This window comes from Streptomyces sp. NBC_00299, from assembly GCF_036173045.1.
GTDB classification, from domain to species: domain Bacteria; phylum Actinomycetota; class Actinomycetes; order Streptomycetales; family Streptomycetaceae; genus Streptomyces; species Streptomyces machairae.
Window position 1 is genome coordinate 8,362,698 of sequence record NZ_CP108039.1, and the last position, 24,752, is coordinate 8,387,449.

The 24,752-nt window shown below is 71.9% G+C and carries 20 protein-coding genes and 1 pseudogene; 11 read left to right on the top strand and 10 right to left on the bottom strand.

The features are described 5' to 3' along the window. The first annotated feature begins 25 nt into the window (after window positions 1-25). The 5 genes from OHT51_RS37155 to OHT51_RS37175 are packed head-to-tail and all read left to right on the top strand — an operon-like array spanning window position 26 to window position 6,778. Window positions 26-1,228, top strand: a complete 1,203-nt coding sequence (locus OHT51_RS37155; RefSeq protein WP_328883279.1) for an alpha/beta fold hydrolase — start codon at window positions 26-28, stop codon at window positions 1,226-1,228. Continuing rightward, window positions 1,225-2,637 carry an MFS transporter gene (locus tag OHT51_RS37160; protein ID WP_328883280.1) on the top strand — a complete coding sequence of 471 codons (1,413 nt, stop codon included), beginning with the start codon at window positions 1,225-1,227 and terminating at the stop codon, window positions 2,635-2,637. Before OHT51_RS37155 ends, OHT51_RS37160 begins: the two co-directional genes overlap by 4 nt. A gap of 6 nt (window positions 2,638-2,643) precedes the next feature. Further along, window positions 2,644-3,819 carry a thiolase family protein gene (locus OHT51_RS37165; protein ID WP_328883281.1) on the top strand — a complete coding sequence of 392 codons (1,176 nt, stop codon included), beginning with the start codon at window positions 2,644-2,646 and terminating at the stop codon, window positions 3,817-3,819. Then, window positions 3,816-5,864, top strand: a complete 2,049-nt coding sequence (locus OHT51_RS37170) for an AMP-binding protein (protein ID WP_328883282.1) — start codon at window positions 3,816-3,818, stop codon at window positions 5,862-5,864. The genes OHT51_RS37165 and OHT51_RS37170 overlap by 4 nt, the downstream gene beginning before the upstream one ends. Before the next feature lie 35 nt (window positions 5,865-5,899). Beyond that, on the top strand, window positions 5,900-6,778 hold the full coding sequence (locus OHT51_RS37175) for an MBL fold metallo-hydrolase (RefSeq protein ID WP_328883283.1): 879 nt from the start codon (window positions 5,900-5,902) through the stop codon (window positions 6,776-6,778). On the opposite strand, the gene OHT51_RS37180 is transcribed toward OHT51_RS37175, so the two are convergent. Genes OHT51_RS37180 through OHT51_RS37220 form a run of 9 tightly spaced genes read right to left on the bottom strand, consistent with a single transcriptional unit; the run spans window position 6,717 to window position 17,304 of the window. Continuing rightward, window positions 6,717-7,523 (bottom strand): thioesterase II family protein, encoded by an 807-nt coding sequence (locus OHT51_RS37180; protein WP_328883284.1) that lies wholly within the window; start codon window positions 7,521-7,523, stop codon window positions 6,717-6,719. The genes OHT51_RS37175 and OHT51_RS37180 overlap by 62 nt on opposite strands. Continuing rightward, window positions 7,520-8,629 carry an alpha/beta fold hydrolase gene (locus tag OHT51_RS37185; protein WP_328883285.1) on the bottom strand — a complete coding sequence of 370 codons (1,110 nt, stop codon included), beginning with the start codon at window positions 8,627-8,629 and terminating at the stop codon, window positions 7,520-7,522. Before OHT51_RS37185 ends, OHT51_RS37180 begins: the two co-directional genes overlap by 4 nt. Continuing rightward, on the bottom strand, window positions 8,626-8,877 hold the full coding sequence (locus tag OHT51_RS37190) for a hypothetical protein (protein ID WP_328883286.1): 252 nt from the start codon (window positions 8,875-8,877) through the stop codon (window positions 8,626-8,628). Before OHT51_RS37190 ends, OHT51_RS37185 begins: the two co-directional genes overlap by 4 nt. Beyond that, entirely contained in the window at window positions 8,874-9,113 is a 240-nt protein-coding gene (locus OHT51_RS37195) for a phosphopantetheine-binding protein (RefSeq protein WP_328883287.1), read from the bottom strand. Before OHT51_RS37195 ends, OHT51_RS37190 begins: the two co-directional genes overlap by 4 nt. Then, window positions 9,110-11,044 (bottom strand): HAD-IIIC family phosphatase, encoded by a 1,935-nt coding sequence (locus OHT51_RS37200; RefSeq protein WP_328883288.1) that lies wholly within the window; start codon window positions 11,042-11,044, stop codon window positions 9,110-9,112. Before OHT51_RS37200 ends, OHT51_RS37195 begins: the two co-directional genes overlap by 4 nt. Beyond that, entirely contained in the window at window positions 11,041-12,063 is a 1,023-nt protein-coding gene (locus OHT51_RS37205; RefSeq protein WP_328883289.1) for a 3-oxoacyl-ACP synthase III family protein, read from the bottom strand. Before OHT51_RS37205 ends, OHT51_RS37200 begins: the two co-directional genes overlap by 4 nt. Continuing rightward, the gene (locus OHT51_RS37210) at window positions 12,063-15,119 is read right to left on the bottom strand and encodes a type I polyketide synthase (RefSeq protein WP_328883290.1); all 3,057 of its coding nucleotides are present in this window, start codon (window positions 15,117-15,119) and stop codon (window positions 12,063-12,065) included. Before OHT51_RS37210 ends, OHT51_RS37205 begins: the two co-directional genes overlap by 1 nt. Further along, the gene (locus OHT51_RS37215) at window positions 15,116-15,448 is read right to left on the bottom strand and encodes an acyl carrier protein (RefSeq protein ID WP_328883291.1); all 333 of its coding nucleotides are present in this window, start codon (window positions 15,446-15,448) and stop codon (window positions 15,116-15,118) included. The genes OHT51_RS37210 and OHT51_RS37215 overlap by 4 nt, the downstream gene beginning before the upstream one ends. 35 nt (window positions 15,449-15,483) lie before the next feature. After that, entirely contained in the window at window positions 15,484-17,304 is a 1,821-nt protein-coding gene (locus tag OHT51_RS37220; RefSeq protein ID WP_328883292.1) for a fatty acyl-AMP ligase, read from the bottom strand. A 456-nt stretch (window positions 17,305-17,760) separates the two neighbouring features. Here OHT51_RS37220 and OHT51_RS37225 point away from each other — a divergent pair, with 456 nt between their 5' ends. From OHT51_RS37225 to OHT51_RS37250, 6 genes and pseudogenes are all read left to right on the top strand, one after another. Then, window positions 17,761-18,354, top strand: coding sequence for a 4'-phosphopantetheinyl transferase family protein (locus tag OHT51_RS37225; protein WP_328883293.1), 594 nt, complete (start codon window positions 17,761-17,763; stop codon window positions 18,352-18,354). A 352-nt stretch (window positions 18,355-18,706) separates the two neighbouring features. After that, window positions 18,707-20,314, top strand: coding sequence for a DHA2 family efflux MFS transporter permease subunit (locus OHT51_RS37230; RefSeq protein WP_328883294.1), 1,608 nt, complete (start codon window positions 18,707-18,709; stop codon window positions 20,312-20,314). A 5-nt stretch (window positions 20,315-20,319) separates the two neighbouring features. Then, a complete protein-coding gene (locus OHT51_RS37235) occupies window positions 20,320-21,006 on the top strand; it encodes a TetR/AcrR family transcriptional regulator (RefSeq protein ID WP_328883295.1) in 687 nt (228 codons plus the stop codon). Beyond that, on the top strand, window positions 21,003-22,217 hold the full coding sequence (locus OHT51_RS37240; protein WP_328883296.1) for an alpha/beta hydrolase family protein: 1,215 nt from the start codon (window positions 21,003-21,005) through the stop codon (window positions 22,215-22,217). The genes OHT51_RS37235 and OHT51_RS37240 overlap by 4 nt, the downstream gene beginning before the upstream one ends. 331 nt (window positions 22,218-22,548) lie before the next feature. Continuing rightward, entirely contained in the window at window positions 22,549-23,364 is an 816-nt protein-coding gene (locus OHT51_RS37245; RefSeq protein ID WP_328883297.1) for an AfsR/SARP family transcriptional regulator, read from the top strand. 232 nt (window positions 23,365-23,596) lie between these two features. Beyond that, window positions 23,597-23,887 (top strand): annotated as a pseudogene (locus OHT51_RS37250) (alkaline phosphatase family protein); the annotation flags it as partial. On the opposite strand, the gene OHT51_RS37255 reads toward OHT51_RS37250, so the two are convergent. Further along, window positions 23,875-24,615, bottom strand: a complete 741-nt coding sequence (locus tag OHT51_RS37255; RefSeq protein ID WP_328883298.1) for a baeRF2 domain-containing protein — start codon at window positions 24,613-24,615, stop codon at window positions 23,875-23,877. The pseudogene OHT51_RS37250 and the gene OHT51_RS37255 overlap by 13 nt on opposite strands. Window positions 24,616-24,752: the final 137 nt, after the last annotated feature.

A 24,752-nucleotide genomic window follows, 5' to 3' on the forward strand; every position in this document is an offset into this window, starting at 1 on the left:
CCGTTCCATCTCGAAAGGGGCCCCGATGAAGTTCCTCTTCGACGACGCGGCGTTCTCCTTCCAGGCGCTGCGCACGGCCGGGCACGCCGCTTACGCGGGCGCCGATCTCGGCGAGGTCCTGGCCGCCTGCCGCAACATCCCCGACGGCGACGAGGAGGCCTGGTGCCGGGGGTGGACCGCCGTCGCCGAACGCCTCCACCGTGTCGGTGCCGAGGCACTCGCCGCCGGCCACCGGGTCAGCGCCCGCGAGTCCCTCCTGCGGGCCTCGAACTACTACCGCACCGCCGACTTCTTCCGCGTCGAGGACCGGGACTCCGACCTCGAGTCGGCCCGCCTCGCCCGGTGCTCGCGGCAGACCTTCGCGCAGGCGGCACAGCTGTTCGACACTCCGGTCGTGCCCCTGCGGATCCCCTACGACGACACCACCCTCCCGGGATACCTGTTCCTCGTGGACGACACGGGCCGCAGCCGGCCCACCGTCATCCACCACGGCGGATACGACTCCAGCCTGGAGGAGCTGTACTTCATGGCGGCCGGCGGGGCACTGCGCCGCGGCTACCACGTCCTCGCCTTCGAAGGCCCCGGCCAGCAGTCCGTCCGGCGGGAGCAGGGACTGGTCTTCCGGCCGGACTGGGAACACGTGGTCACGCCCGTGGTGGACCACGCCCTGACCCGCCCGGAGGTGGACCCTGAGAGGCTTGTGCTGTTCGGCACCAGCTTCGGCGGACTGCTGGCCGCCCGCGCCACGGCCTTCGAGGACCGCTTCGCCGCGTGCGTCCTGCACAACGGGGTCTACGACTTCTACGAGGTCCCCCTTCGCGGCATTCCGCCCTACCTCGGCGAGTGGGTGACGGAAGGCCGGGACGACGTGGCCGGGCCCGCGCTGGCCGTCACCATGGCCCAGAGCACCCAGGCGCGCTGGTTCCTGCGGCACGGCATGTGGGTCTTCGGGGCCAAGACGCCCCCCGAGGCGCTGCGCGCCTGCGCTCCGTACAACCTCGACACCGCGGCCGCGCACATCACCTGCCCCACGCTCGTCCTCGACGCGGAGAACGACCTGGCCTTTCACGGCGAGGCCCGGCGGGTGCACGAGGCGCTGCGCTGTGCGAAGGAGCTGATGCTGTTCACCGTCGCCGAAGGGGCCGGCGAACACTGTCAGGAGGGCGCGGTACTCCGCTTTCACCAGCGGGTCTTCGACTGGCTCGACGAACGTCTGGCCCGCGCATGACCGTTGGGGCGGACACCCGGTCGGCCACGGCGGACGGCACCCGCCGCCGGGCCCGCACCGTCCTGGCCTTGCTGGCGCTCTTCATCGTCGTCAACGCCGCTGACAAGGCCGTCCTCGGCCTGACCGCGGGCCCCATCAAGGACGACCTCGGGCTCTCCGCCACCGAGTTCGGCACCATCGCCAGCAGCTTCTACCTCCTGTTCAGCCTCTCGGCCGTCTCGGTCGGCTTCCTGGGCGACCGCATCCGCCCCCGGCCCCTGCTCGCCGTGCTCGCCCTCGTCTGGGCGGCGGCGCAACTGCCGATCCTCCTCCCCGCCACAGGATTCGGAGCCCTCGTCGCCACCAGGATCGTGCTCGGTGCGGGTGAGGGGCCGGGCTTCCCGCTGGCCAACTACACGGCGTTCACCTGGTTTCCGGAGAAGCGGCGCGCGCTGCCCTCGGCCGTCGTGGTCGCGGGTGGCGCGGGGGGCACCGTCCTGGCCGCCCCGCTGGTCGTCCTGGTCGCCAACACCCTCGGCTGGCGGGCCGCGTTCGGCCTGCTCGGGGCCGCCGGGGTGGTGTGGACCCTGGTCTGGCTGAGGGTCGGCGGCGGCGGGCCGTACGCCGCACACCTGGGCCCCGGACCGGCAGACGACGAACCGTCGGCAGGGGACGTCCCGACGGTCCCCGCCGACGGGGAGCGCCCCACCGTCCCCTTCCTGCGCATCGTCACAACGGGCACCTGGCTCGGGGCCACCTTCTCCACCTTCGCGGTCATGTGGACGCTCTCCCTGGGTTTCGCCTGGCTGCCGCTCTTCCTGGAGGACCAGGTGGGCTTCAGTGACGCGGAGATCAGCGGGATCGTCGGGCTGCCGGCCCTGTCCATGGCCGTCCTGGTCCTCACCGCGGGAGCCGTCGCGCACCGGCTGCTGCGGAGAGGGGTGACCGCCCGGGTCGCGCAGGGACTGGTCGGCGCGCTGCTGCCGCTTCTCGCCGGCGTGTGCCTGCTACTCGCGTCTCGGGCCGGTCCCGCCCCTCTCCTGCTGCCGTTGCTGGTCCTGGCGTTCTCCGCGGGCAACGGACAGACCCCCCTGACCAACGCGGCGATCGCGGACATCTGCCCGGCCGGCCGGCGCAGCGCCGCCCTGGGCCTCTCGTACGCCCTCGCCGCCCTCTCGAGCCTGCTCGCCCCCTATGTCACCGGGCGGATCATCGACGCGGCGCCCACCGAGGCCGCCGGCTACGGCCGGGCCTTCGACCTGGCCGCCTGTCTGCTGATCGCCGGTGCCGTGGTCTCGGCGCTCCTGATCCGACCCGACCGGGACGCCCTCACCTTGCTCGCCGCACACCCGGCGACGTCCAGCGCGTCCGCCGCCTCCAGTACGTCCGCCGAGTCCGGTGCGGACGCGGAGCCCACAGCGAAGGAGTGACCCCCGATGCCCGTAGACATCGCCGTCGTCCACGGGGCGCGTACCCCGATCGGTCGATACAAGGGCGCACTGAGCTCGACTCCCGCGCACCGGCTGGGCGCCCTCGTGATCCGCGAGGCGGTCGTCGGCGGTGGGCTGGACCCCGGCGCCGTGAGCGAGGTCGTCCTGGGCTGCGTGGGCCAGGTGGGCCCCGACGCGTTCAACGCCCGGCGTGCCTCCCTGGCCGCCGGGCTGCCCGTGACGACCCCCGCGTACAACGTCAACAGGCTGTGCGGGTCCGGACTGCAGGCCGTCTGGTCGGCCGCGCAGAGCCTCACCCTCGGCGAGGCGGACGTCGTCGTGGCGGGCGGCAACGAGTCGATGACCCGTCAGCCGCTGCTCGACTACAGCGAACGGGCACCCGACGAGGTGCCGGGAGAGCCGACCGTGGACGGCACCGTTTCCCTGGTCACCGACCCCTTCGGGCGTTACCCGATGGGCATGACGGGCGAGGTGGTGGCGGACCGCTACGACATCTCGCGGCAGCGCCAGGACGGGTGGGCCGCCGAGAGTCAGCGCCGGGCCGCCGTCGCCGTCCGCGAGGGACGATTCGACGAGCAGATCGTGCCCGTGGCCACCCCGGGCGGCATCGTGGAGCGGGACGAACATCCCCGGCCCGGCACGACGGTGGACAAGCTCGCCGGCCTGGCTCCCGTGTTCTCGCAGAACGGCACGATCACCGCTGGGAACTCCGCCGGCATCAACGACGGCGCTGCCGCCGTGCTGCTGATGCGCTCGGCCGATCTCACCCCCGGCGCCGCACCGCTGTGCCGGCTGCGCGACGCGGTCGTCACCGCGCTGGAGCCGGAGATCATGGGCGTCGCCCCGGCCGAGGCGATCCGCAGCCTGCTGCATCGCAACGGCCTCACCCTGGACGCGATCGACGTGATCGAACTCAACGAGGCGTTCGCCGCCCAGGTCCTGGCCGTCATGGACGGACTCAAGCTCGATCCGGACCGCGTCAACCCGAACGGCGGGGCGATCGCCCTCGGCCATCCCATCGGGGCCACGGGAACCGTCCTTTTGCTCAAGGCGGCTCACGAACTGCGCCGCACGGGCGGCCGGTTGGCCGTGATCGCCCTGTGCATCGGCGGCGGCCAGGGAATCGCCGCACTGATCGAGAACCCGGACGGGACCCGATGAGCGAGTACGTCTGGCACCCCACGCCTGAGTTCACCGAACACGGCAACATCGCGGCCTTCTGCCGCAAGCACGGCATCGACGGCGGCTACCGCGAACTGCAGACCAGGTCCGTCACCCACCCCCAGTGGTTCTGGGAACGGGCCGCGGCGGACATCGGCATCGTCTGGCACACGCCGCCGACGCGCGTGTGCGACGACACCGGCGGCATCGCCTCCACCCGCTGGTTCCCGGGCGGACGCACCAACCTCGTGGACTCCTGTCTCCACCGCCATCTACGGCAGGGGCGCGGGCGGGCTCCCGCACTGCGCTGGGAGCGGGAGGACGGCACGAAGGGGGTACTCACGTACGACGAGGTCGCCGCCCGCAGCGCCCGGGTGGCAGGCGGACTGCGCGCGCTCGGGGTCGTGGAGGGCGACCGGGTGGCCGGGTATCTGCCGGCCGGTCCCGAGGCCTTCGTCCTGCTCTTCGCCTGCGCGCGCATCGGCGCCGTGCTGGTGCCGCTGTTCTCCGGCTTCGGCACCGAGGCGATCGCCGTACGGCTTGTCGACGCCGGGGCGAAGGTCCTGGTCACCGCGGCGGCCGCCACCCGGCGCGGCCGACGGTACGACATGGAGACGCTGGCCCGTACAGCACTGGAACGGGCCACGTGCGTACGTCATCTCGTGGTCGTTCCGGAAGAGCCGGGCGCCCCGCCGGATCCCTCCGGGCAGAGCCGCCGGAACGTGCCATCCGCACCCGTAGGGGCGGGCGCACCGCCCCGTGCGTCGAGGCTCTCCTGGGCGGGCGACGTGTCGCAGGATGTGCCGACCGCCTCGCCGGGGCCCGCGACGACGACCTGGCACAGCCTCTCCGGCGCCGAGCCCGCCGAGACCGTCTCGCTCGCCACCGGCACCCCCTTCCTCCTGCTGCACACGTCGGGCACCACCGGGCGCCCCAAGGGCGCGATGCACACCCACGGCGGCTTCCCGGTCCAGGTCGGTAGCGAGACCCGGTACAACCTCGACCTGCGGCCGGACGACGTGGCCTTCTGGGTCACGGACCCCGGCTGGATCATGTTCCCGCTCGTCGCCGTGGGCGCCACCCTCGCCGGCGCCTGCGTCCTGGCGTACCAGGGCACGATCGACCATCCGGACGTCACCCGCCTGTGGCGGCTGCTCGACGACCACGGGGTCACCGTCTTCGGCAGCTCGCCCAGCCTGGCGCGCATGCTGATGGGCCGTGACCCGAAGCATCCGGCGCCGTCCCGGTTGCGCGTCCTCGGCTCCACCGGCGAGCCGTGGACCGAGGAGGCCTGGCGCTGGTACTTCGCCGACTTCGGCGGTAAACGCTGCCCGGTGATCAACATCTGCGGCGGAACCGAGGTCGGCGGATCCCTGCTCGCCTCCGCGCCCACCCTGCCCCAGTCGCCGTGCAGTTTCTCGGGGCCCTGCCTGGGCATCGACGCGGCGATCGAGGACGACCAGGACACCGAGCCGCCCGAAGGGCACGTCGGGGAACTGGTCGTGCGGCAATCCTGGCCCGGCATGACCCGGGGACTGTGGCGAGCGCGGGAACGCTTCGCCGACACCTACTTCGGCCGGAGGCCGGGCCGCTGGTCCCACGGCGACCTCGTCTCCCGGACCGGTGACGAGTGGTTCGTCCACGGCCGCCTCGACGACATCATCAAGGTCGCCGGCAAACGCCTCGGGCCCGCCGAGGTCGAGGACGCCGTCGTCGGCGACCCGGCCGTCGCAGAGGCGGCCGCAGTCGGGATACCGCACCCCGTCAAGGGCGAGGCGCTGTGGTGCTTCGCGGTCCCGGCGGCCGGGCGGCCCATCGGCGCACCGGAAGCCGAGCGGATCCGCGGACGGGTGGCCCACGCGCTCGGCCCCGCGTTCCGGCCCAGCCGGGTGGTCGCCGTACCGGAGCTGCCCAGGACCCGCAACGGCAAGGTGATGCGGCGGCTCATCCGCAGCCTCGTCACCGGCGAGGCGCTCGGTGACCTGTCCACCCTCGTCAACCCGGCCGGCCTCGATGCGATCCGTACCGCCCTGCAGGACCAGTGAAAGCGGGCAACCCGCCCACCGACCGAGGGAGTTCCATGCCGACGATCGACATCCTCCTGCCCGGCTTCGCCATCGACACCGACCAGGGCTATCCCGCCTTCTGCGGGGTGTTCCTGGTACGCGGCCCGGACTCCGCCGGACGGCACCGGAACATCCTCGTCGACGCCGCCCACGTCGGCCGCCGCCCCTTCCTGTGGAACGCGCTCGCCGCACACGGTCTCGGCGCCGAGGACATCGACACCGTCGTCCTCACCCACGCCCACTGGGACCACGTCCAGAACATCGACCTGTTCCCGCAGGCCACCCTCGTCCTCCACCCCGACGAGCGCCGGTACGCGCATACCCCGCACGCCAACGACTGGGCCACGCCCGCCTGGACGGGGCTGCTCCTCGAACAACTCCCCGTCCGCGAGGTCACGGACGGGGAGGAGATCATCCCGGGCGTGGACGTCATCGGCCTGCCCGGCCACTCGCCCGGCAGCATCGGCGTGGTCGTGCAGACCGAGCGGGGGCGCGCCACCATCACCGGCGACGCCCTGCACTTCGCGTACGTCGCCCTCACCAAACGCAACCCGCTGGTCTTCTGGGACGCCGACCAGGCCGCCCGCAGCATCGAAAGGGTCCTTACTGTCTCCGACGTGGTCTACCCGGGCCACGACCGGCCGTTCCGGCTCACTTCGGACGCCGGCATCGACTACCTGGAACCCTTCGCGCTCACCCTGACCGGACTGCGGCCCGACACCGTCGGACTCCGCTTCGCCGACGCCTCGGCACGCCCGCTGTGGGTCATGCCGGGCGTCCAGGAGCAGGCCACGCTGTACGAGAAGAACGCCGACGAGATCCAACGACGCATCAACCGGGTGCCGAAGGTGGTGCGCTCAGTTCCGCGAGAAGCCGGGCCAGCGAAGGGCTGAGCCGGTCGAAGAACGGATCGGGTGCCTGGCGGGGAAAGAAGTGACCGCCAGGGACGGTCGTCATGCGGAAGCTGTTCACGTACCTCCCCCAGGCCCGCACCGCGCCCGGGGCGACGAGCGGGTCGTCGACACCAGCGAAAGCCTCGACGTGAAGCGGCAGCCGGGCCCGTTCGTCGTCCGGGTCCGGCAGTCCCGCCCGGTGGTGGGTCGCGCAGACCCGCAGGTCGTCGCGGAGGATGGGCAGCAGCACCCGCAGCCAGTCGTCCCGTCCGAGGAACCGCGGACTCAGACCGCCCAAGTCCACCAGGAGACGGGCCAGTTCGTGGTCGTCGTACCGGTCGGGCGGCGGCAGCGACGGCGCCACATACGGCGCCGCGTACGCCCCGAGGAACAGGGCCTCGGGAGGACGGCCGCCCTCGCGCAGCCGGGCCGCCGTCAGCGCGAAGGCCACCATCGCGCCCATGCTGTGGCCGTAGGCGGCCCAGGGCCCCTCGTCCAGCCGAGGCGCGAGATCGCGCCCGAGGGCCTCGACGACCTCGCCCGCGTCCTGGAAGCGGGGCTCGCGATAGCGCGCCTCGCGGCCCGGCAACTGCACCGGCAGGACGTCGACGCCGAACGGAACGCGATCGGGCCACGAGCTGAAGAACGAGGCGCCGCCGCCCGCGTGGTGGAAGCAGAACAGCCTGAGCCGCGCGCCCTCGCGGGGCGCCCGGCCGAGGCAGGACCCCGGAGCCGTGGTGGTCATGCAGGGGCTCCGGGTAATGTACGGGCGAGGCGGCGGCGTGCGCGCAGGACCCGGGCCCGGGCCGAGGCGGCCCGGCGGATGCCGCTCGCCGTGCCGGCCATGCGCAGCGCCTGCGACAGCAGCCACAGCCGGGTCTCGGCAGCCTGGTCGGGCCGGCCGCCGAGGCCGTCGTTCTCGACCAGGCGCAGGTGCGGCACGGTCTGCTCCAGCAACCGGACGTCGGACGGCGGCGCGACCTCGTCGTCGCGGCTCGCCGCGTACGCGACCGGGGTGCGCAGTCGGGTCAGCCGCTCCTCGTCGACGCCCCAGTCGGCGAGGGCGGCCGGGAGCCGGTCCACCGGCGTCCGCATCACATGGGACAGGGTCAGCGTCATCAGGCGGGGCAGCGGCGTGCGGTGCGCGGCGCGGGTGAAGAAGTCGCGCACCGGGGCCCCGGCGGTCGCCAGTCCCCGGATGCGATCGTCCTCCAGTGCGTGTCGCAGGGCGAGATGCCCGCCGAAGCTCAGGCCCACGACACAGGTACGGGAGGCGTCGGCGGCACGGCCGAGCAGGTCGAGGAGATACATGAGCATGCGCGTGCTGTCCGATCCGTAGGTGAGGGTGTTCTCGCCGACGCCTGGCAGTTCCGTGACCACGACGGCCGCGCCGAGCCGGTCGGCTCCGGCCAGCACCGGGGCCCACTGCTCCTTCGTACTGGTGACGCCGCCCAGAACGAGGATGAGCGGGAGACTGCTGCGCTGGGACAGCCCGGTGGCCCAGCAGGCGAAGCCCGCCCCGTCGAAGGGCAGATCGAGCCGGGAGATGCCGCGGACGCGTTTGCGCCAGCGGTCGAAGGCCTCCACACCGGCGTTCTGTGCCGCCTGCCGGCTCGGCCCGTCGACGTACGGGAAGCGGGCCATCGTGTAGTAGCGAACCGCGTCCAGATCGCGGCCGCGTGCCTCGGCCGCCTTCGCGAGCGACGACCACGCGTGGGTCCAGACGCCCGGGCCTTCGCCCTCGGCGTCCTCATTGAGGTTCCGCATCACCCGGTGGACGACATCTCCGGGGATGCCCTGGGCGTACGCGTGGGGCAGGGCGAACCTACGCAACTCGGCTACGGGGATCACCGGGCCGTTCCTTTCTCTTCGGGGACACGTGCCTCTTCCGGGACACGCGCCGGGACCTCGGACGCGCCGCCGGTCCCCGGCCCGTTCCCACCGCCGGTGACGAGGCGGGCGAGGCCGGCCCGCATCCGCCTGCCGAAGCCGGGGGACAGGACGAGGTCCAGCTGGGTGTCGAGGAACAGGGCGCGGAAGTGCAGGCAGGCCTCCGGTTCGGCGGATACGAGTGCGGGATCGACCTGGGGCGTGGTCACCGGCCCACCACCACTTCGTACATCTGCCGGAAGGTCCTCGTCTCCAGCATGTCGACCACTGGGATGCGTCGGCCGACGAGGTTCTCCACGACGGTCACCAGCCGCAGCAGCAGCACCGAGTCCCAGTCGGGGAAGTCGTCCAGGGGGCGGTCGAGGTCCTCGGCCCGGACCTGCAGGCCGAGTTCCTCCTCCAGGAGAGTGCGGAACTCTTCGGTGTCGGCGAGGGCAGTGGTCATGCGGAGTCTCCGTCGAACGGCCCGAACGCGGCGTGCAGCCGCAGATGGGCGGGGGCAGGGGTGATGTCGCCGAGGTCGTGCCGAAAGGTGACCGCGTCGGGGTGGTCCGGATCGGTGCCGGTGACGGCGAAGCCGTGCTCGGCGTAGAAGGAGGCGAACGCGGAGTTGCGTGGCGTGGGCCGGTAGCGGCCCGTCACGGCGCCCGCGCCGGTGTCACGGGCGAACTCCAGCACCGCCGTCACACAGGCGCTCTCGATGCCCCGGGAGAACACCCGGCAGCTGAGGACGAAGTTGTCGATGCGCAGCACCTTCGCGTCGTGCCGCAGGAACAGGGCGCCGACCAGGCCGTGGTCGCCGAACCGATCGCGCGCCCGCACCGCGATCACGTGCAGCCGCGGGCGCTCCATCCGCGCCGACACCTGCGGGACCTGCAGGCGTTCGGTGGCCAGGTGGAACTGGTTGGTGCGCAGCGTGAGCTGGGAGACCCGCGCGATCTCCGACTCCTCCGGCGGCCGCAGGAGGACCTCCAGCCCGAGTCCTTGGAGATACTCCTGGTAGGAACCGAAGTCCTCGCGGAAGTCCTGCCGCAGGGCCTCGGTGCGGTAGCGGCCGGCCCGTTCCAGGTCGGCCTCGGTGAGCTCGAACAGGTCGAACCAGCCGTCGGCCAGCAGCGCCGAGGGGTGCAGGGCGGGCTCCTCGTCGACCCGGACGACGGCGACCTCGGGCAGCTGCTCGGCGACCAGCCCGCACTCGAAGAGGCTGTCGTCGACGAAGACGAAGCTGTCCAGGCCGAGCCCGAGCCGGTCGGCGATGTCGCGGAGATTGTCGTGCTTCGCCTTCCAGTTGGCGTTGACGCGGACGAAGTCGTCCTCGCGCAGCACCATGGCCGGATGGGTGCGCAGTGTCTCGCGCACCGCGTCGGTGTCGTTCTTGCTGCTGACCGCCAGCAGCACGCCCTGCGCGCCGAGTTGCCCGAGCACCCGCTGGAACTCCTGGAAGGCCTCGCCCCGCAGGCCGGAGCCGAGGCCGACGCCGCCGGGCCCGTCCTCGCCGAGCACCCCTCCCCACAGCGTGCCGTCCAGGTCCAGCACCAGACACTTGCGGGTGCGGCCCAGGCGCGCGCGGACGACGTGGGCGGCCTCCCGGGCGTAGGCGGCGAGCAGCGCGTCGGACAGCCGGGCGCGGGCGTACTGCGCGGTGCGTGGATCGCACGCGGGAACGCCCTCGGCCACCAGCGGATCGAGGTCCACGACGACCACCCCGGGGTGCTGATCGGCGAGGGACAGCAGACCGAGGTTGAAGTCCCGCCACACCGCGCCGAGCCGGGCGCGGGAGCGCAGGTCGACCAGCTGGTGGGTGTAACGGCGGTGCAGTGGCACGGTGTTGAGGACGAGCAGGCCACGCCCGGCCTTCTGGTGGGTGCGCACGGCGCCGGCGACGAGCGAGAGCCGGGCCCGTGCCGCTGCCTCGACGTCTTCGGCCCGCCAGGGCACGGTGACGTCGTCGAAGACCGTGTGCGCGTCGAGCAGACACAGGGTGAGTTGCGGCTGCTCCTCGCCGGCCGCCGCGGGCCGCATCAGGTCCTGCAGATAAGAACCGTACGGTGCGACTTTCGCCTCCAACAGCATCCCGTGCCGGGCCAGTTCGGCGGTGAGGGGGGCCACAAGGGGGGCTACCGTGGAGTGGCCCGTGACCGCGACCGTGACCACCGGCACGTCAGCGTGGCGGCATACCTCCTTCACATCGAGCCGGGCCAGCAGCTGGCCCGCGGCCGGCAGGTCGGTCGCGGGCATGCGCGCCAGCAGGGCCGGTACCCGTCCGTACTCCGTGGCGAGCGTGCCCGCCCGATGCAGGGCGCGCAGGGTGCCGAGAGCCTGGGGGTCGTGCCAGCTGCCGGAGGCGCCGAAGGTGCGGTTCCCGGTCTCGGTCATGAACGCTCCAGGGCGATACCCGACTTGATCCACTTGCTGGACTCGATGGCGACCGCGACCGCGCGCCCGGGGCCGTCCCACTGCCGCAGCAGCTCGGCGAGCTGGAGGAACGGCAGGGCGTTGCCGTTGTTCCCGACGGTGCGCACCACGTTGATACGCCGGGCTTCCGGGGCGGGCATGCCCGCGGAGATGCGGTCGCTCATCCGGCCGGAGAGCTGTGGGGGCAGCAGGAAGTCCACTGCGTCGGCGCTCCAGCCGAGGTCGTCCAGGAGCTCCCAGAACATCTGCCCGGCCATGACCGGCACCGCCTCCTCGATCGCCTTGTAGTCCTCGAAGACAGCCGTGCGGTCGCTGTGCCGGTCGCCGAGCCCGAACCAGTCGATGACCTGGCCGGGCTCCCGGCCCAGGCCCACCAGCCGGTTGAGCACCTGCCGGATCTCGATGCCCTGGCCCCTGGCCTCGGTGCTGAGCACGGCCGCGCCGGCCCCGTCGCCGAAGAGCACGTAGTTGACGAGTTCGGCGGAGGTACGGCTGCCAGGGTCGAAGTCCGTCTGAAGATGCTTGGCACACACGTCACCGCCGATCACCAGCGCGGTGGTGCAGCGTCCGGCCAGCAGCAGGGTGCGGGCCACGTCCAGGGCCTGTACGGCACCGGCGCAACCGGACTGGAGCTGGTACGTGGGGACGTTGTCGACGCCGAGCCGGTCCGCGACCAGGTTCACCGTGGCGGGCATCAGATGGTCCGGGGTGGCCGTGCCCAGTACGACGCAGTCGACGTCACCCGGCTCCAGGCCGGCCTCCGCCAGCGCCCGGTCGGCCGCGGTCGTCGCGATGTCGGCCAGGCTGTGCCGTATCTGGCCGGTCGCCAGGTCGACGGCGAGGTACCGGCTGGTGTTGCCGGTGAACATCTCGGCCCATGTCTCGTCGACGCCGACGAGTTTGGCCAGGGTCGCGTTGTCCACCGGGTCCCCGGGCAGGCAGGTGCCGACCGAGGCCAGGTACGCGGTGGGAGGTGCCATCAACGTGTTCCTTCCATAGTCATGGGAAGGGGGGTGGCGGAGCCGTGGGGGAGTTGGCTGCGCAGGTACGCGACCAGGTCGGCCACCGTGCGCAGGCTGGCGAGCAGGTCCTCGATCGGGAGCGACCCGAGCTGCGGCACCGCGTCCTCGATTCGGGTCTTCAGCTCCATGACCCGGATCGAGTCGAAGCCCAGGTCCTCGTGGAGCCGGTCGTGGTCGTGCACGTGCAGCGGGTCGTGCCCGCCGACCCGGCACACCAGACGGCGTGTCAGCACGGCGAGGGAGTCGGGCAGGTCCCCCGCCCGGGCCGGCGGGCACGATTCCCCGCGGTCCGCGCGACTCGGTACCGCGGCGGTCTCCGTGCCAGAGGGGACGGATGGCGTGGACGGTTGCGGAAGTCCGGGGGCGGCACCGGAGCGCCAGGACCGGAACGACTCGTCGAACAGGTACGGCGGCAATCGGCGCGGCACCCGGTCCGCCGCGTCGTACAGCAGGTCCCAGTCCGGCGTGAGACCGGCGCACCACAGCTCCCCGAACAGCTGCTGGGGGCGGTGTCCGGGAGCGTGCTCTCCCGGGTGCGCGCTGTGCAGGCTCACGGCATGGTCCCCGTCCGCCCGCAACGTCGACAGCAGCGGGGTGAGCACCGCGCGCGGGCCGATCTCCACCACATGGGTGACGCCGGTGGCGAGGAGCGCGCTTGCGGCCTCGGCGAACCGGACCGGCTCGGTGATCTGCCGCGCCCAGTACGCGGCGTCCATGGTCTCCTCGCCGCTCAACTCACGGCCGTACACCGTCGAGAACACCGGGAGCGCCGGCCGCCGGTCGGACACGTCCGCGCACTCCCGGCGGAACTCCTCGACCACGGGCCGCATCAGCGGCGAGTGGAAGGCATGCGAGACGGTGAGCCGCCGGACGGACACCTTGCGCTCGGCCAACTCCTTCTCCACCGCGGCCAGTTCGCCGAGGTCGCCGGCGATCACGGTGCTGCGCGGGCCGTTGACCGCGGCCACGCCCAGCCGCGCCCACCCCACCAGCAGCGGCGCCACCTCCGTGGCGCCCAGGCTCACCGAGAGCATCCCGCCGTCCTCGGGCAGCTTCTCCATCAGCGCCCCGCGCCGGGCGACCAGCCGCGCCGCGTCCGCCGCGTCCAGCGCCCCGGCCGCGCACGCGGCGGCGAACTCGCCGATGCTGTGCCCGATCACGTACGACGGCCTGATCCCGGCCTCGGTCAGGGTGGCGGCCATCGCGTACTCCACGGCGAACAGCGCGGGCTGGGCCAGTCGTGCGCGCCGGCCCTCCGCGCCTGCGCCGAGCACCTGGTCGCGCACGGACACTCCGGTGTGCGGGGCGAGCAGCGTGTCGATCTCGTCGAGGTGGCGCGCGTAGGCGGGGCACGACCGGTACCAGGACGCGGTCATATGAGGGTGCTGGGCGCCCTGCCCCGTGAAGGCGAACGCCACCGACGGCATCCCTCGCCGCCCGCCGTCCACCCGCGCGGTCCCCTCGGCGCGCTCCGCGGCCTCCCGTAACCCGGCGACCAGCGTGGGCAGATCGTCCGCTGCCACGGCCGCGCGGTGCGGCAGCCGGGACTTGACGCGGTTGCTGGTCCAGCACAGCTGCGCCAACTGGCTCCCGGGACGGCGGGACAGGGCGTCGGCCTGCGCCAGCAGATTCGCCCGCAGCCGCTCCGGGGTGCGGGCGGAGAGGGTGAACACGCCCGGTGCCGCGTGCCGGCTGTGGTGGACCGTGCGGGGCGCGGAGCCCAGCACCGCGTGCGCGTTGCTGCCGCCCATGCCGAAACTGCTCACCGCGGCGTGCACGGTGCCGGACGGCAGCTTGAGCGGCGACCTCAGCAGGGACAGCCGGCGCCCGGACAGATCCAGTTTCGGGTTCTCGTCGTCGGCGAACCGACTCGGCGGCACCGTGCGGTGGTGCAGTGCGAGGACGGCCTTGATGAGCCCGGCGATCCCGGCCGCGCCTTCCGCGTGTCCGAAATTGCTCTTGACCGAGCCCAGCGCGACGCTTCCGCCGCCGCGGCCACTGGTCAGCTCGCCGAGCGCCTGGGCCTCGATGAAGTCGCCCAGCAGCGTCCCGGTGCCGTGCGCCTCCACGAAGCGGACGTCATCGGCGGTGACGCCGGCCCGCCGCCACACGGACTCGATCAGCTGCTGCTGCGCCCAGCGGTTGGGCGCCGTGATGCCGTTGCTGCGCCCGTCCTGGTTGATCCCGGTCTCCTTCAGCACGGCGTACACCGGCTGACGGTCCGCCAGAGCGTCGCTCAGTCTGCGCAGTACCAGCACCGCCACGCCCTCGGCCCGTCCGATCCCGTCGGCGGAGGCGCTGAACGGCTTGCAGCGGCCGTCCGGTGCCGAGAGGCCGGCCTGGGCGTAGAAGATGTTGATGACCGGCGTCATGATCAGGTTGGTGCCGGCCGCGAGGGCGTGGTCGCACTCTTTGGCGCGCAGCGCGTTCACCGCGAGGTGGACGGCGACGAGCGAGGAGGAGCAGGCCGTGTCCACCGCCAGGCTGGGGCCCTTGAGGTCGAGGTGGTACGAGACGCGGTTCGCGCCCATGAAGTAGCCGTTGCCCGAGCCGTAACGAGCGGTGATCCGGTCGTAGTCGGAGAGTTGGAGGAACGCCCACTCGTTGGCCATCACGCCGACGAACACGCCGGTCTCGGTGCCGGCCAGGTCCTGCGGAGCGAGCGCGGCGTCCTCGATGGCCCGCCACGAGCACTGCAGCAGCAGCCGTTGCTGCGGGTCCATGGCGGTGGCCTCGCGCGGGGCGATCCCGAAGAAGCCGGGGTCGAAGGCATCGGGGTCGGCGATGAAGCCGCCCCGCACCGAGTTGCTGCGGCCCCGCGGCCGGGCCTCGCGGGCGCTCTGCGGGGCGGCCGACGGAGTGGCGTAGTAGCGGTCGGCGTCCCAGCGCTGTTCGGGCACGCGGTCCGTGCCGTCGCGTCCGTCCATGAGGAGCGACCAGTACTCCTGGGCGTTGCGGGCGCCGGGGAAGCGGCAGTCGAGGCCGACGACCGCGATGGGTTCGCGTTCGGTCATGAGGGCTCCTCGTCGTTCTTCGCCTTGTCGGCCAGGCGCTCGGCGAGGTGACCGGTGATCGCGTGGACGGTCGGGAAGTCGTACGCGATGGTGGGGGCGACCGCGAGCCGGTAGTGCTGTTCGATCTCGCCGCAGATGCTGATGGCCGCGACCGAGTCGATGCCGTAGTCGGCGAGCGGGGTGTCGGGGTCGATCTCGTCGCACGCCCGGTGCAGGTGGAAGGCCACCCGTTCGGTCAGCCACAGCTCGAGGTCGGGGGCGTTCCCCTGCGGCAAGGGACGGTCCAGGGGTTGGGGGGTGGCGGTACGCGTGTCGGGGGCGATGCTCATGGCGTACTTCCTTCTCGGGATCTCGGACGTGGATCTCAGGGGCGGGGCGACACGGCGGCGGTGGGCGCGGGTGCCGCGTCCGTGGCGGGCAGCAGGGCGGCGACCGCGGGTGCCAGGCGCTGGTGCAGCACGGGCAGGCCGCCGTCGAGGAAGAGCCGCCGCATGAGCGTGCGCTGCGTCTTGCCGCTGGTGGTCTTGCGGATCACCCCGGGCCGTACGAGCACCACGCTCACCGCGGGCAGCTGGAACTGGCGACTGAGCAGCGCCTGCACGGAGGCGGCGAGGCGCACCACGGCCTCCTCGTCGCTGGTCGCCCAGGCCCTGAGCTCCTGCACCACGACCACGTGGGCGCGTTCGGACGCCCCGTCGGTGACGTTGAACACCGCGCCGCCGCCACGCCGGAACGCGTCCCCGGACTCCTGAACGGCCTGCTCGATGTCCTGCGGGTAGAGGTTGCGGCCGTTCTGGATGAGCATCTCCTTGATCCGCCCGGTGACATAGAGCTCCCCGTCGTGCAGCGCCCCGAGGTCGCCGGTGCGCAAGCAGCCGGCCCGGCCGTCCGCCGTCACCGCCCGGAAGGTGTCGGCGGTGAGCTCGCTCCGGTTCCAGTAGCCGGCGGCCACCGACGGTCCGCGCAGCCAGATTTCGCCGACCTGCCCGACGGGCAGCACCCGCAGGGTCATCGGGTCCACGATCAGCACTTCGGTGTCCACCGGGCGGCCGCAGCTGACCAGGGTGCGGCTCAGGCGGTCGGTGCGGGCGGGACGCAGCTCGTCCTGCTCCAGGGCCTGGGCGTCGACGGCGAGTTCCAGGTGCGGCGACTCGGGGTCGTTGCCGGAGACCAGCAGCGTGTTCTCGGCCAGGCCGTAGCAGGGCAGTACGGCCTCGGCGCGCAGTCCGTTGCCGGCGAAGCGCCGGACGAAGGCGCGCAGGGTGTCGGCGCGCACTGGCTCGGCCCCGTTGAGCGCCACCCGCAGGCTTGACAGGTCCAGCCCCGCCGACTGCTCCTCGGAGACACGCCGGACGCACAGCTCGTAGCCGAAGTTGGGCGAGGCGGTGCCCTCCACCCGGTAGTCGTGGATCATGCGTAGCCAGCGCCCCGGGTTTTTGATGAACGAGATCGGTGACATCTGCACACTGGTGCCTCCCACCCACAGCGGCTGCAGCGTCATGCCGATGAGCCCCATGTCGTGGTAGAGCGGCAGCCAGCTGCCCGCCACGACACCCTGCGGCGTCTTCATCGCGGAACGGATGGCCTCCTGGTTGGCGGCGAGATTGGTGTGTGTGACCATCACGCCCTTGGGCTCGCTGGTGGAGCCGGAGCTGTACTGGAGGAAAGCCACGTCGGTGCCGCGTACCTGGGGCGGGGTCCACAGGTCGGGATCGGTGCTGTCGTCCTCGTCGGCGCCGGTTGCCAGGCACACCACGTCCTGCTCCCCCGAGGCGGCCAGCCAGGCGCTGATGGCCTGCCGGTACTGGGGGCGGGTCAGGACCGCTCCCACCTTTGCGTCCCGCAGGATGCCGCTGACCCGGGCCAGCCGTTCGCCGGGCTCGTCGGGCAGGGGGGCCGGAATGGCCGTACGGCCGGCGTAGAAGCAGCCCAGGAAGGCTGTGACGAAGTCCAGGGTCGGCGGGTAGAGCAGCAGGACCGGGCGAGAAGGGTCGCCCTTGGAGGCTTGGCGCAGCCGGGCGGCCACGACGCGGGCCCGCCGGTCCAGTTCGGCGTAACTGAGCTCCTCGGGCCTCATCCCCAGGCCGTCCTCGTGCAGGTACACGAAGGCGGCACGGTCGGGATGGCGTTCCACGCCGGCTCGTACGGCGTCCGTCAACGTTCGGGGGTCAGGCTGGTGAGGCACAGGCTGTCCTTTCCGCGGTCGGTACTGGTGCGGTGTGGAACCTTGGGGAGGCACCGCGTGCCACCCGGTGACATCAGCCTTGAGGTGTCGTGAAAAGGAGACGTAAAGCGGAAATTGCTGCGCACGTCACGGGTTTGAGGTCCCCGGGGCGGTCGTTGTCCGAGCGGATGCAACGGCGGGTGCGCGAACTGGCACAGTCGGTGCTGGCACGCAGTGCCTATCGAGACGGCGAAGGGGACGGCGATGGTGGATTCGGACGCGGCATTCGAGGGGGCGGCCCCCGGGGGCTCGTCACCTGATCGGGGGCCGCTTCCCGGAGGTTCCCCAACTGACGGGAGACCGCTCCCTGTTGGCCCTTTGTCCGCGGTGGGCTGGCGCGAGGTCCATGAGGCGGTGCTGCGGCGCGGATACGCGGTCTGCCACGGTCGGCTGGACGACTGGGGAAGCGGAGGGGAGATGGCGTCGGCCGTGCGTGAGGTGCTCGGCCCGGACTGGCCGCGCTACCGGACGGCGCGCGAACCCCTCGTACGGGCAAGGCTTCTGGGCTCCCGGTTGCTGCTGCGCCACACGGTGGCCGTCGTGGCGGACATCGCACCGGACCGAGTGGTCGTGGGCCGTGACGGCCACGGGCGCCCGGTCCTGCACCGGCCCGCCGGACTGGATGTGAGCATCAGCCACACGGCCGGGACGCTGGTGGTCGGGATCGCCCGCGGCCGCCGGATCGGCGTGGACGTCGAGGCCTCGGACCGCTCCCTGCTGGCACCCGGACTCGCCGAGAAGTTCTGCCACCCGGAAGAACTGGCGGAACTGTGCGGGCTGCCGCCGGCCGAGCGGAACCTGAGGCTGGTACGCCTGTGGACGCTGAAGGAGGCCTACACGAAGGCACTCGGCGTAGGCCTGGCGCACGACTTCTCCCGCCTGCGCCCCCGGCCCGAACCGCGGGACGGCGGCTGGCGGTTGGACCGGACGGCAGGAGGATGGCACCTGCGCTGCGAACAGGTCGCGGGCCGCTTTGTGGTCGCCAGCGCGCTGGGCCCGGAAGGCGGGTAGGCCGACTGCGCGCCTCACCGTACGACGGTCTTTCGGCAACGGTCCGGGATCGAAAGGCGGTGGCCGACTGTCAGGGCGCCCGGCCCGCACGGCGGTTCTTCGGCCGCACGCCGGCCCCGGATGGGCGGTAGCTCGCCAATTGCCGGGATACGGCTGGTTGCTCGGCCGTGCACCGGGACCGGACGGCCCGTGACGGCTGCGGAAGTGCGCCCCAGCGGGGAGCCGGCAATCGAGTCAACGATGTTTCGATACACCGTTGACTCGATTGCCCGCCAGCCCTAGCCTCGACAACACACGGCAGTAGAACGGCACTCGGCTCACGCACCCCTCTTCCTTTCGAGGAGCGGAATCCGTGACATCTCAGCCCCGCCTCAAGCTCGCCGAGCACACCCCGCAGACCGCGCACCCGCACCGGTGGCGCGTCCTCGCGGTCCTGCTGGTGAGCCTCCTCCTCGTCGTCCTGGACACGTCGATCCTGAACGTGGCCCTGAAGACACTCGCCGAGCCGGCTCCCGTCGGCCTCGGGGCCAGGCAGAGCGAACTGCAGTGGTCGATCGACTCCTACACCCTCGTCTTCGCCGCCCTGCTCTTCACCACCGGCGTCCTCGCCGACCGCTGCGGCCGCAAACGCACAATGCTCGCCGGGCTCGTCGTCTTCGGCGGCTGTTCCCTGTGGTCCGCCTACGCCCACAGCGCCGAGGAACTGATCATCGCCCGGGCCGGGCTGGGCGTCGGCGGCGCCCTCGTACTGCCCGCCACTCTCGCGATCATCATGGCCGTCTTCCCGCCCGCCGAACGCGCCAAGGCCATCGGCGTCTGGGCGGGCGCCGCCGGACTCGCCGTCGCGCTGGGGCCCATCACCGGCGGTGCCCTGCTCGAACGGTTCTGGTGGGGCTCGGTGTTCCTGATCAACCTGCCCATCGTCGTGATCGGCGCCGTCGCCACCCTGTTCGTCGTACCCGAGTCCCGCGATCCCGAGCGCACCGGCTTCGACCCCCTCGGTGTCGTCCTCTCCGTGGCCGGCCTGACCTTCCTGGTGTACGGCGTGATCAAGGGCGGCGAGTCGGACGACTGGGCGGACGCCACGGTCTGGGGGCCGATGCTCGGCGGCCTCGCCGTCCTGGCTCTCTTCATTCTCTGGGAACGCCGCAGCGCGCGCCCCGCGCTGGACCTCGCCCTCTTCCAAAACCGCCGCTTCTCCGCCGCCGTGACCGTGATCGGCCTGGTCTTCTTCGCCCTGCTCGGCGCCACCTTCTTCCTGGTCTTCTACCTGCAGAGCGTCCGTGGCTGGACCCCGCTGGAGGCCGGCTGCCTGCTGCTGCCCCTGGCCGTGGCCCAGTTGGCGTTCTCGCCGCCGGCCACGCTCGCCGCCAAGCGCTTGGGGGTCCGGCCGGTGTGTGCCGGCGGCATGCTGCTCGCCTCGCTCGCCTTCCTCGCCGTGGCCACCATCGACGAACACACCGAGGTCTGGGTCATCGAGTCCGTCCTCTTCGTCATGGGCATCGGCATCGCCTGCGTCATGCCCCCCGCGACATCCGCCGCGATGTCCGCCGTAGCCCGGGACCGCGCGGGTACCGGAGCGGCGGTCAGCACCACCTTCCGGCAAGTGGGCGGCGCCCTCGGCGTCGCGGTCCTCGGCTCGGTGCTCTCCGTCAGCTACCGCTCCCGGGTCGAGGACCACCTGACGCCGCTGCCCGCCCCGGTCCGCGACTCGGCCCGGGAGTCCGTCGCGGCCACCCTCACCGCCGCGGAGAAGCTGGGGGCGCCCGGCTCCGCGCTCGCGGCCCGCGCCGTCGACGCGTTCGTGTCCGCGATGCACCTCACGGCCCTCGTCGCCGCCGGCGTCACCTTCCTCGGCGCCCTCGTCTGCCTGCTGCTCCTGCCTTCCCGTACGGCAGCCGGGACGCCCGGCGCCGAAGAGCCGACCGCCAGCAAAGAGGTCCACACCACGGAGGTCTGAACCGCATGCCGCCACACGTCGAACGTCCGGCGGCCGCCCCGGGACACACTCCCCGGGGCGGCCGCCAGCGCGACCCCGCCGCCGACCGGGCGATCCTGGACAGCACGCTCGGCCTGCTCAGCGAGGGATGCAACTTCGGCGACCTGTCCATGGACCTGGTCGCCCAACGCGCCGGCGTCGCCCGGGCCACCATCTACCGCCGCTGGCGCAACAAGGAGGAGCTGGTGCTGGCCGCGCTGAGCACCCTCGATCTCCCCGTGCCGCCGCTGGAAGGACTCGGCCTGCGGGACCAGCTCGTGGCCCTGGTGGACCAGCTGCGCCACCGCGGCCAGGACACCAACCTGCACCGCCTGATCGGCAGCCTGCTCGGTGAGGCGGTGCGCCGCCCGCAGCTGGTCGAGAGGTTCGAGGACACCGTCGTCGCCGCACGGCGCGAAGCCATGCTGCGGGCGCTGCGGGACGGCGTCGCGAGCGGTGAGCTGCGCGCCGACCTCGAACTGAACGACGCGGTCGAACTGCTCACCGGTCCGATGGCCGCTCGGCTGATTCTTCGTCAACGCCCTGTGGAATCAGTGGCGTTCGCCGAGTCGATCGTCGACACGTTTCTGAACGGAACCCGCACCACCCGTGCCGGGACAGGCCCCGGCACGGCACCGGATCACCTCCCCCCACAACAGGAGCCGCTGTCATGAAGTTCCTCTTCGACGACCCCGCCTTCGACTACCAGGCGCTGCGCACCGCCGGTTACGCCGATTACGGCGGTGCGCAGCTCGGCGAGGTCGTCGCAGTCGCCGCACACATCCCCGACGGCGACACCGAAGCCTGGCGGCACGCGTGGGCCACTCTCGCCGAACGCGTCCACCGGCTGGGCACCGCAGCCCGTGACGAGGGCCGCACCGTCGACGCCCGCTCCGCCCTGCTGCGGGCGCACAACTACTACCGGACCGCCGAGTTCTTCCAGCGCGACCAACCACGGGACCCGGAGGCCCTGCGACTGATGCGGCTGTCCCGGGAGACCTTCGCCAACGCGGCCGAACTCATGGACCGACCGCCCGAGCTCGTCCGCATCCCCTACGAGGACACCTCACTGCCCGCCTACTTCTACCGGGCGGACGACTCGGGCGAGCCCAGGCCGACCATCATCCACCACGGCGGCCTCGACTCCACCGTCGAGGAGGGCTACTTCTTCGTGGCGGCGGCGGCCCTCGCCCGTGGGTACCACTGTCTCTGTTTCGAGGGGCCCGGGCAGGGGTCGGTCCTGCGCGAGCAGGGGCTGGTCTTCCGCCCCGACTGGGAGAAGGTGGTCACGCCGGTCGTGGACCACGCACTGTCCCTGCCCGGCGTGGACCCCGACCGTCTGACGCTGATGGGCACCAGCCTCGGCGGCCTGCTCGCGGTGCGGGCCGCGGCGTTCGAGCACCGGCTGGCCGGCTGCGTCGCCCATGACGCGGTCTGGCAGCTGGGCGACGTCGTGGGGCTGCCGCCGTTTGTCCTGGAGTGGGTCGAGCAGGGATGCGACGACTTCGCCGACCCGGTGATGTGGGGGATCGCCGCCCGGCAGACCTTCACCCGCTGGCTGCTGCGGCAGGCGCTGTGGACCTTCGGCGCCGACACCCCGTCCCAACTGCTGCGCACGCTGGCCGCGTTCGGTCTGTCGGACGTGATCGGCCAAGTGCGCAGCCCCGTGCTCGTCCTCGACGCGGAGGAGGACTTGTTCTTCGCCGGTCTGGAGCACGCGAAGAAGGTGTACACAGGCCTCAACTCGCCCAAGACGTTGCATGTGTTCACGGCCGACGAGGGGGGTGGGGCGCACTGCCACTCGGGTGCGATGCGGCTGTTCCACGAGCGGCTCTTCCCCTGGCTGCTGGAAACACTCGGGGCGGAACGGCCGGCGGCGGCCTGACCGGCGGCCGCCCGACCGGCGGCGCAGACGCGAGCATGCTCTCGGCCCGGACAGCCCGGCCCGCTCACCGGTGGGCCGGGCTCTTGGCTGAATGTCGTTCGGCCACCCGGTAGGCGGCGGTGGATATTTCTCCGGCCGCCCGTATCCGGGCCATCAGATTTTCATTCTCCTTAATGGCTGTGTAACGGAACGCACTGGCAACATGCAACGGCGGCGCATATGCTGCACGGCATAGCAGGAAACTGCTGTCCCATATGGGGCCCCATGCCTGGGGTCGAGCGGGGGAACCGGAATCTTAATTGAATGCGTTTCGCGCATTCGGGGGGTTGTCGTGTCCGTGCCCTGTTTACAGGCCGACCTTGCGCTCCGCTACGAGCTGCTGGGGCGGCTGCGGGTCACCCGTGGCGGAGTCGACCTGACGCCCGAGCAGCCCAAACTCACCAAACTGCTCGCCCTGCTGCTGATCAGGGCGGGCAAGACCGTACCGGGGGAGAAGCTCGTGGCGGAACTCTGGGAGCAAGGTCCGCCGCGCTGCGCCTTCGCGAGTCTGCGCGTGTACGTCTCACAGTTGCGGAAAATCCTGAACGGACCGACAGGGACGTCTCCGATCGCCACGACATCGCCGGGATACATCCTCGAGGTGAGCGGCGCCACAACAGATTTCCAAGAATTCGAAGTGCTCTACACTCGTGGCCGAGAACGATACGGCGCGGCCGATTTTCTGCATGCCTCCGAACTTCTCCGCAGGGCGTCGTCGCTGTGGCGGGGGCCTATTCTGGAGGGAATTCAAGGGTCGTTGGACATCGAATCGTTCGCAGCCGTGCACGAGGAAAAGCGGCTGAATTGCATCGAGCTGAGCATCGACTCCACGCTGGCACTCGGTTGCCATCACGAGGTGATCGAGGACCTGAAGGGCCTCCTCGTCAGGCATCCGCTGCGGGAGCCCTTCTACCGCCAGTTGATGGTCGCCCTGTACCGGGCGGGCCGTCAGGGGGACGCGCTGGGGACGTACCGCAGCGCCCGCCGGATGATCAGAGAAGAGCTCGGCGTCGAGCCGGGACCCGCCCTGCGCCTCGCCCACGAGGCCATACTCCGGGCGGATCCGGCACGCTTGGAGGCCGCCGGCGTCATCCCCGCCATCCGCTGAAACGAGGGGACGCGCACCCGTGCGTGCTTTAGACGGCATTTGCAGTCGCTTAACTGCCCACGGATAGCGTGCAGTTGACCCCCGCACCAGCGGGGGGAGCTGGGATGCCGTGCTCGGCCGTGTACGAGCCGGCACCGGCCACGGTGCCGTGACCGTGGCCCTGGTGCTGGTCTCGGAAGTCCGTCGAACCCAATGCTGTGGCTCTTCGGAAGTTCTTCACCTCGGATGCGGCTGGCCCGCCAACTACGGTGCTTGGTAGATCTCCCCGGTCCTCGATGCGCTCACCTCCGGCCCGGAGGTGTGGAGCCGGACGGCCCTGTTCATGACGTACGACGAGAACGACGGCTTCTTCGACCACCTCGTGCCGCCGTTCCCGCCGCAGTCCGCCGTGCAGGGCAAGTCCACGGTCGATGTCGGCCCGGACCTCTACCAGGGCGACGCGAGCCGCACGGCCGGACCGTACGGACTCGGCCAGCGTGTGCCGATGCTCGTCGTGGCGCAGCGTCGGCGTCAGGGAGGGGTCCCCGGGTCGGTGTACCGCAGCAGGGCGCCCACGCCCTCGTACAGCCTCAGCTCGCTCTCCGGTACGACGATCAGCTCGGCACCGGTGCCGACGAGGGCCCGGACGAGGGCCTCGTCGGCGCGTTCCTCGCGCGGGGCCCGCACGCCGAAGGACATCAGCTCCGCCTCGGTCAGGGCGAGCTGAGTGGGCTGGGAGCCCGCCCAGAGCTGCAGCGAAGACCCTGGCGGCCGGTTCAGCAGCAGTGCCGCGACCTGGCCACGCTGGAGGGCGGCGACGGTGGCGGCCAGCCCCTCCGTCATGGGTCCGGCCAGGGCACGCCGGCCGATGAAGATGTCCACGAGTTCCCGGTCGTGCGCGGCCATGCGGCCGCGGAAGACGCCATCGAGCTGCTGCTCCAACAGGGCGCGTCCGGTGTCGGTGGGGGTCCGGCCGCCCACGCGTACGACCTTGTCCCGCAGGGTGTGCGGCAGGCGGCGGATCAGTACGTTGCACGCCCACTCGTCCCCGCCCACGACGACTGCGTCGGCATGGGCGCGCCGCGCCCGTTCGTCCAGCCGGTGGCCGAGCCGGAGGGAGGTGCGGTGCCAGGTCGCCACCGCGACCCTGCGGTGCAGCCGCTCACCCGGGGTGACGGTGGACGCGGGCCAGGTGCCGGTTTCCGCCTCCAGAGTTACCCAGCCGTGGGTCTCGGCGGTCGGAAGGCCGCCGTAGTGGACGACTACGGCCATGTAGGGGATCTCCGGAAGGTGCTGGGTGACCAGGGGTATCGCGTGCGGCAGGGTGCTGTAGCGCGCGGAGTCGTGCTCGGGCGGCCTGGGCAGCTCCCCGGCCAGGACGACCGTGCCGTGGGTGGCGAAGACGGCCC

Excerpts from the sequence above, each read along its gene's own strand:
- OHT51_RS37255 (WP_328883298.1), bottom strand. The coding sequence starts at position 24,615 with ATGGCCGTAGTCGTCCACTACGGCGGCCTTCCGACCGCCGAGACCCAC.
- OHT51_RS37215 (WP_328883291.1), bottom strand. The coding sequence starts at position 15,448 with ATGAGCATCGCCCCCGACACGCGTACCGCCACCCCCCAACCCCTGGAC.
- OHT51_RS37235 (WP_328883295.1), top strand. The coding sequence starts at position 20,320 with ATGCCGCCACACGTCGAACGTCCGGCGGCCGCCCCGGGACACACTCCC.
- OHT51_RS37210 (WP_328883290.1), bottom strand. The coding sequence starts at position 15,119 with ATGACCGAACGCGAACCCATCGCGGTCGTCGGCCTCGACTGCCGCTTC.
- OHT51_RS37240 (WP_328883296.1), top strand. The coding sequence starts at position 21,003 with ATGAAGTTCCTCTTCGACGACCCCGCCTTCGACTACCAGGCGCTGCGC.
- OHT51_RS37225 (WP_328883293.1), top strand. The coding sequence starts at position 17,761 with ATGGCGTCGGCCGTGCGTGAGGTGCTCGGCCCGGACTGGCCGCGCTAC.
- OHT51_RS37175 (WP_328883283.1), top strand. The coding sequence starts at position 5,900 with ATGCCGACGATCGACATCCTCCTGCCCGGCTTCGCCATCGACACCGAC.
- OHT51_RS37160 (WP_328883280.1), top strand. The coding sequence starts at position 1,225 with ATGACCGTTGGGGCGGACACCCGGTCGGCCACGGCGGACGGCACCCGC.
- OHT51_RS37180 (WP_328883284.1), bottom strand. The coding sequence starts at position 7,523 with ATGACCACCACGGCTCCGGGGTCCTGCCTCGGCCGGGCGCCCCGCGAG.
- OHT51_RS37155 (WP_328883279.1), top strand. The coding sequence starts at position 26 with ATGAAGTTCCTCTTCGACGACGCGGCGTTCTCCTTCCAGGCGCTGCGC.
- OHT51_RS37165 (WP_328883281.1), top strand. The coding sequence starts at position 2,644 with ATGCCCGTAGACATCGCCGTCGTCCACGGGGCGCGTACCCCGATCGGT.
- OHT51_RS37170 (WP_328883282.1), top strand. The coding sequence starts at position 3,816 with ATGAGCGAGTACGTCTGGCACCCCACGCCTGAGTTCACCGAACACGGC.
- OHT51_RS37205 (WP_328883289.1), bottom strand. The coding sequence starts at position 12,063 with ATGGCACCTCCCACCGCGTACCTGGCCTCGGTCGGCACCTGCCTGCCC.
- OHT51_RS37195 (WP_328883287.1), bottom strand. The coding sequence starts at position 9,113 with ATGACCACTGCCCTCGCCGACACCGAAGAGTTCCGCACTCTCCTGGAG.
- OHT51_RS37200 (WP_328883288.1), bottom strand. The coding sequence starts at position 11,044 with ATGACCGAGACCGGGAACCGCACCTTCGGCGCCTCCGGCAGCTGGCAC.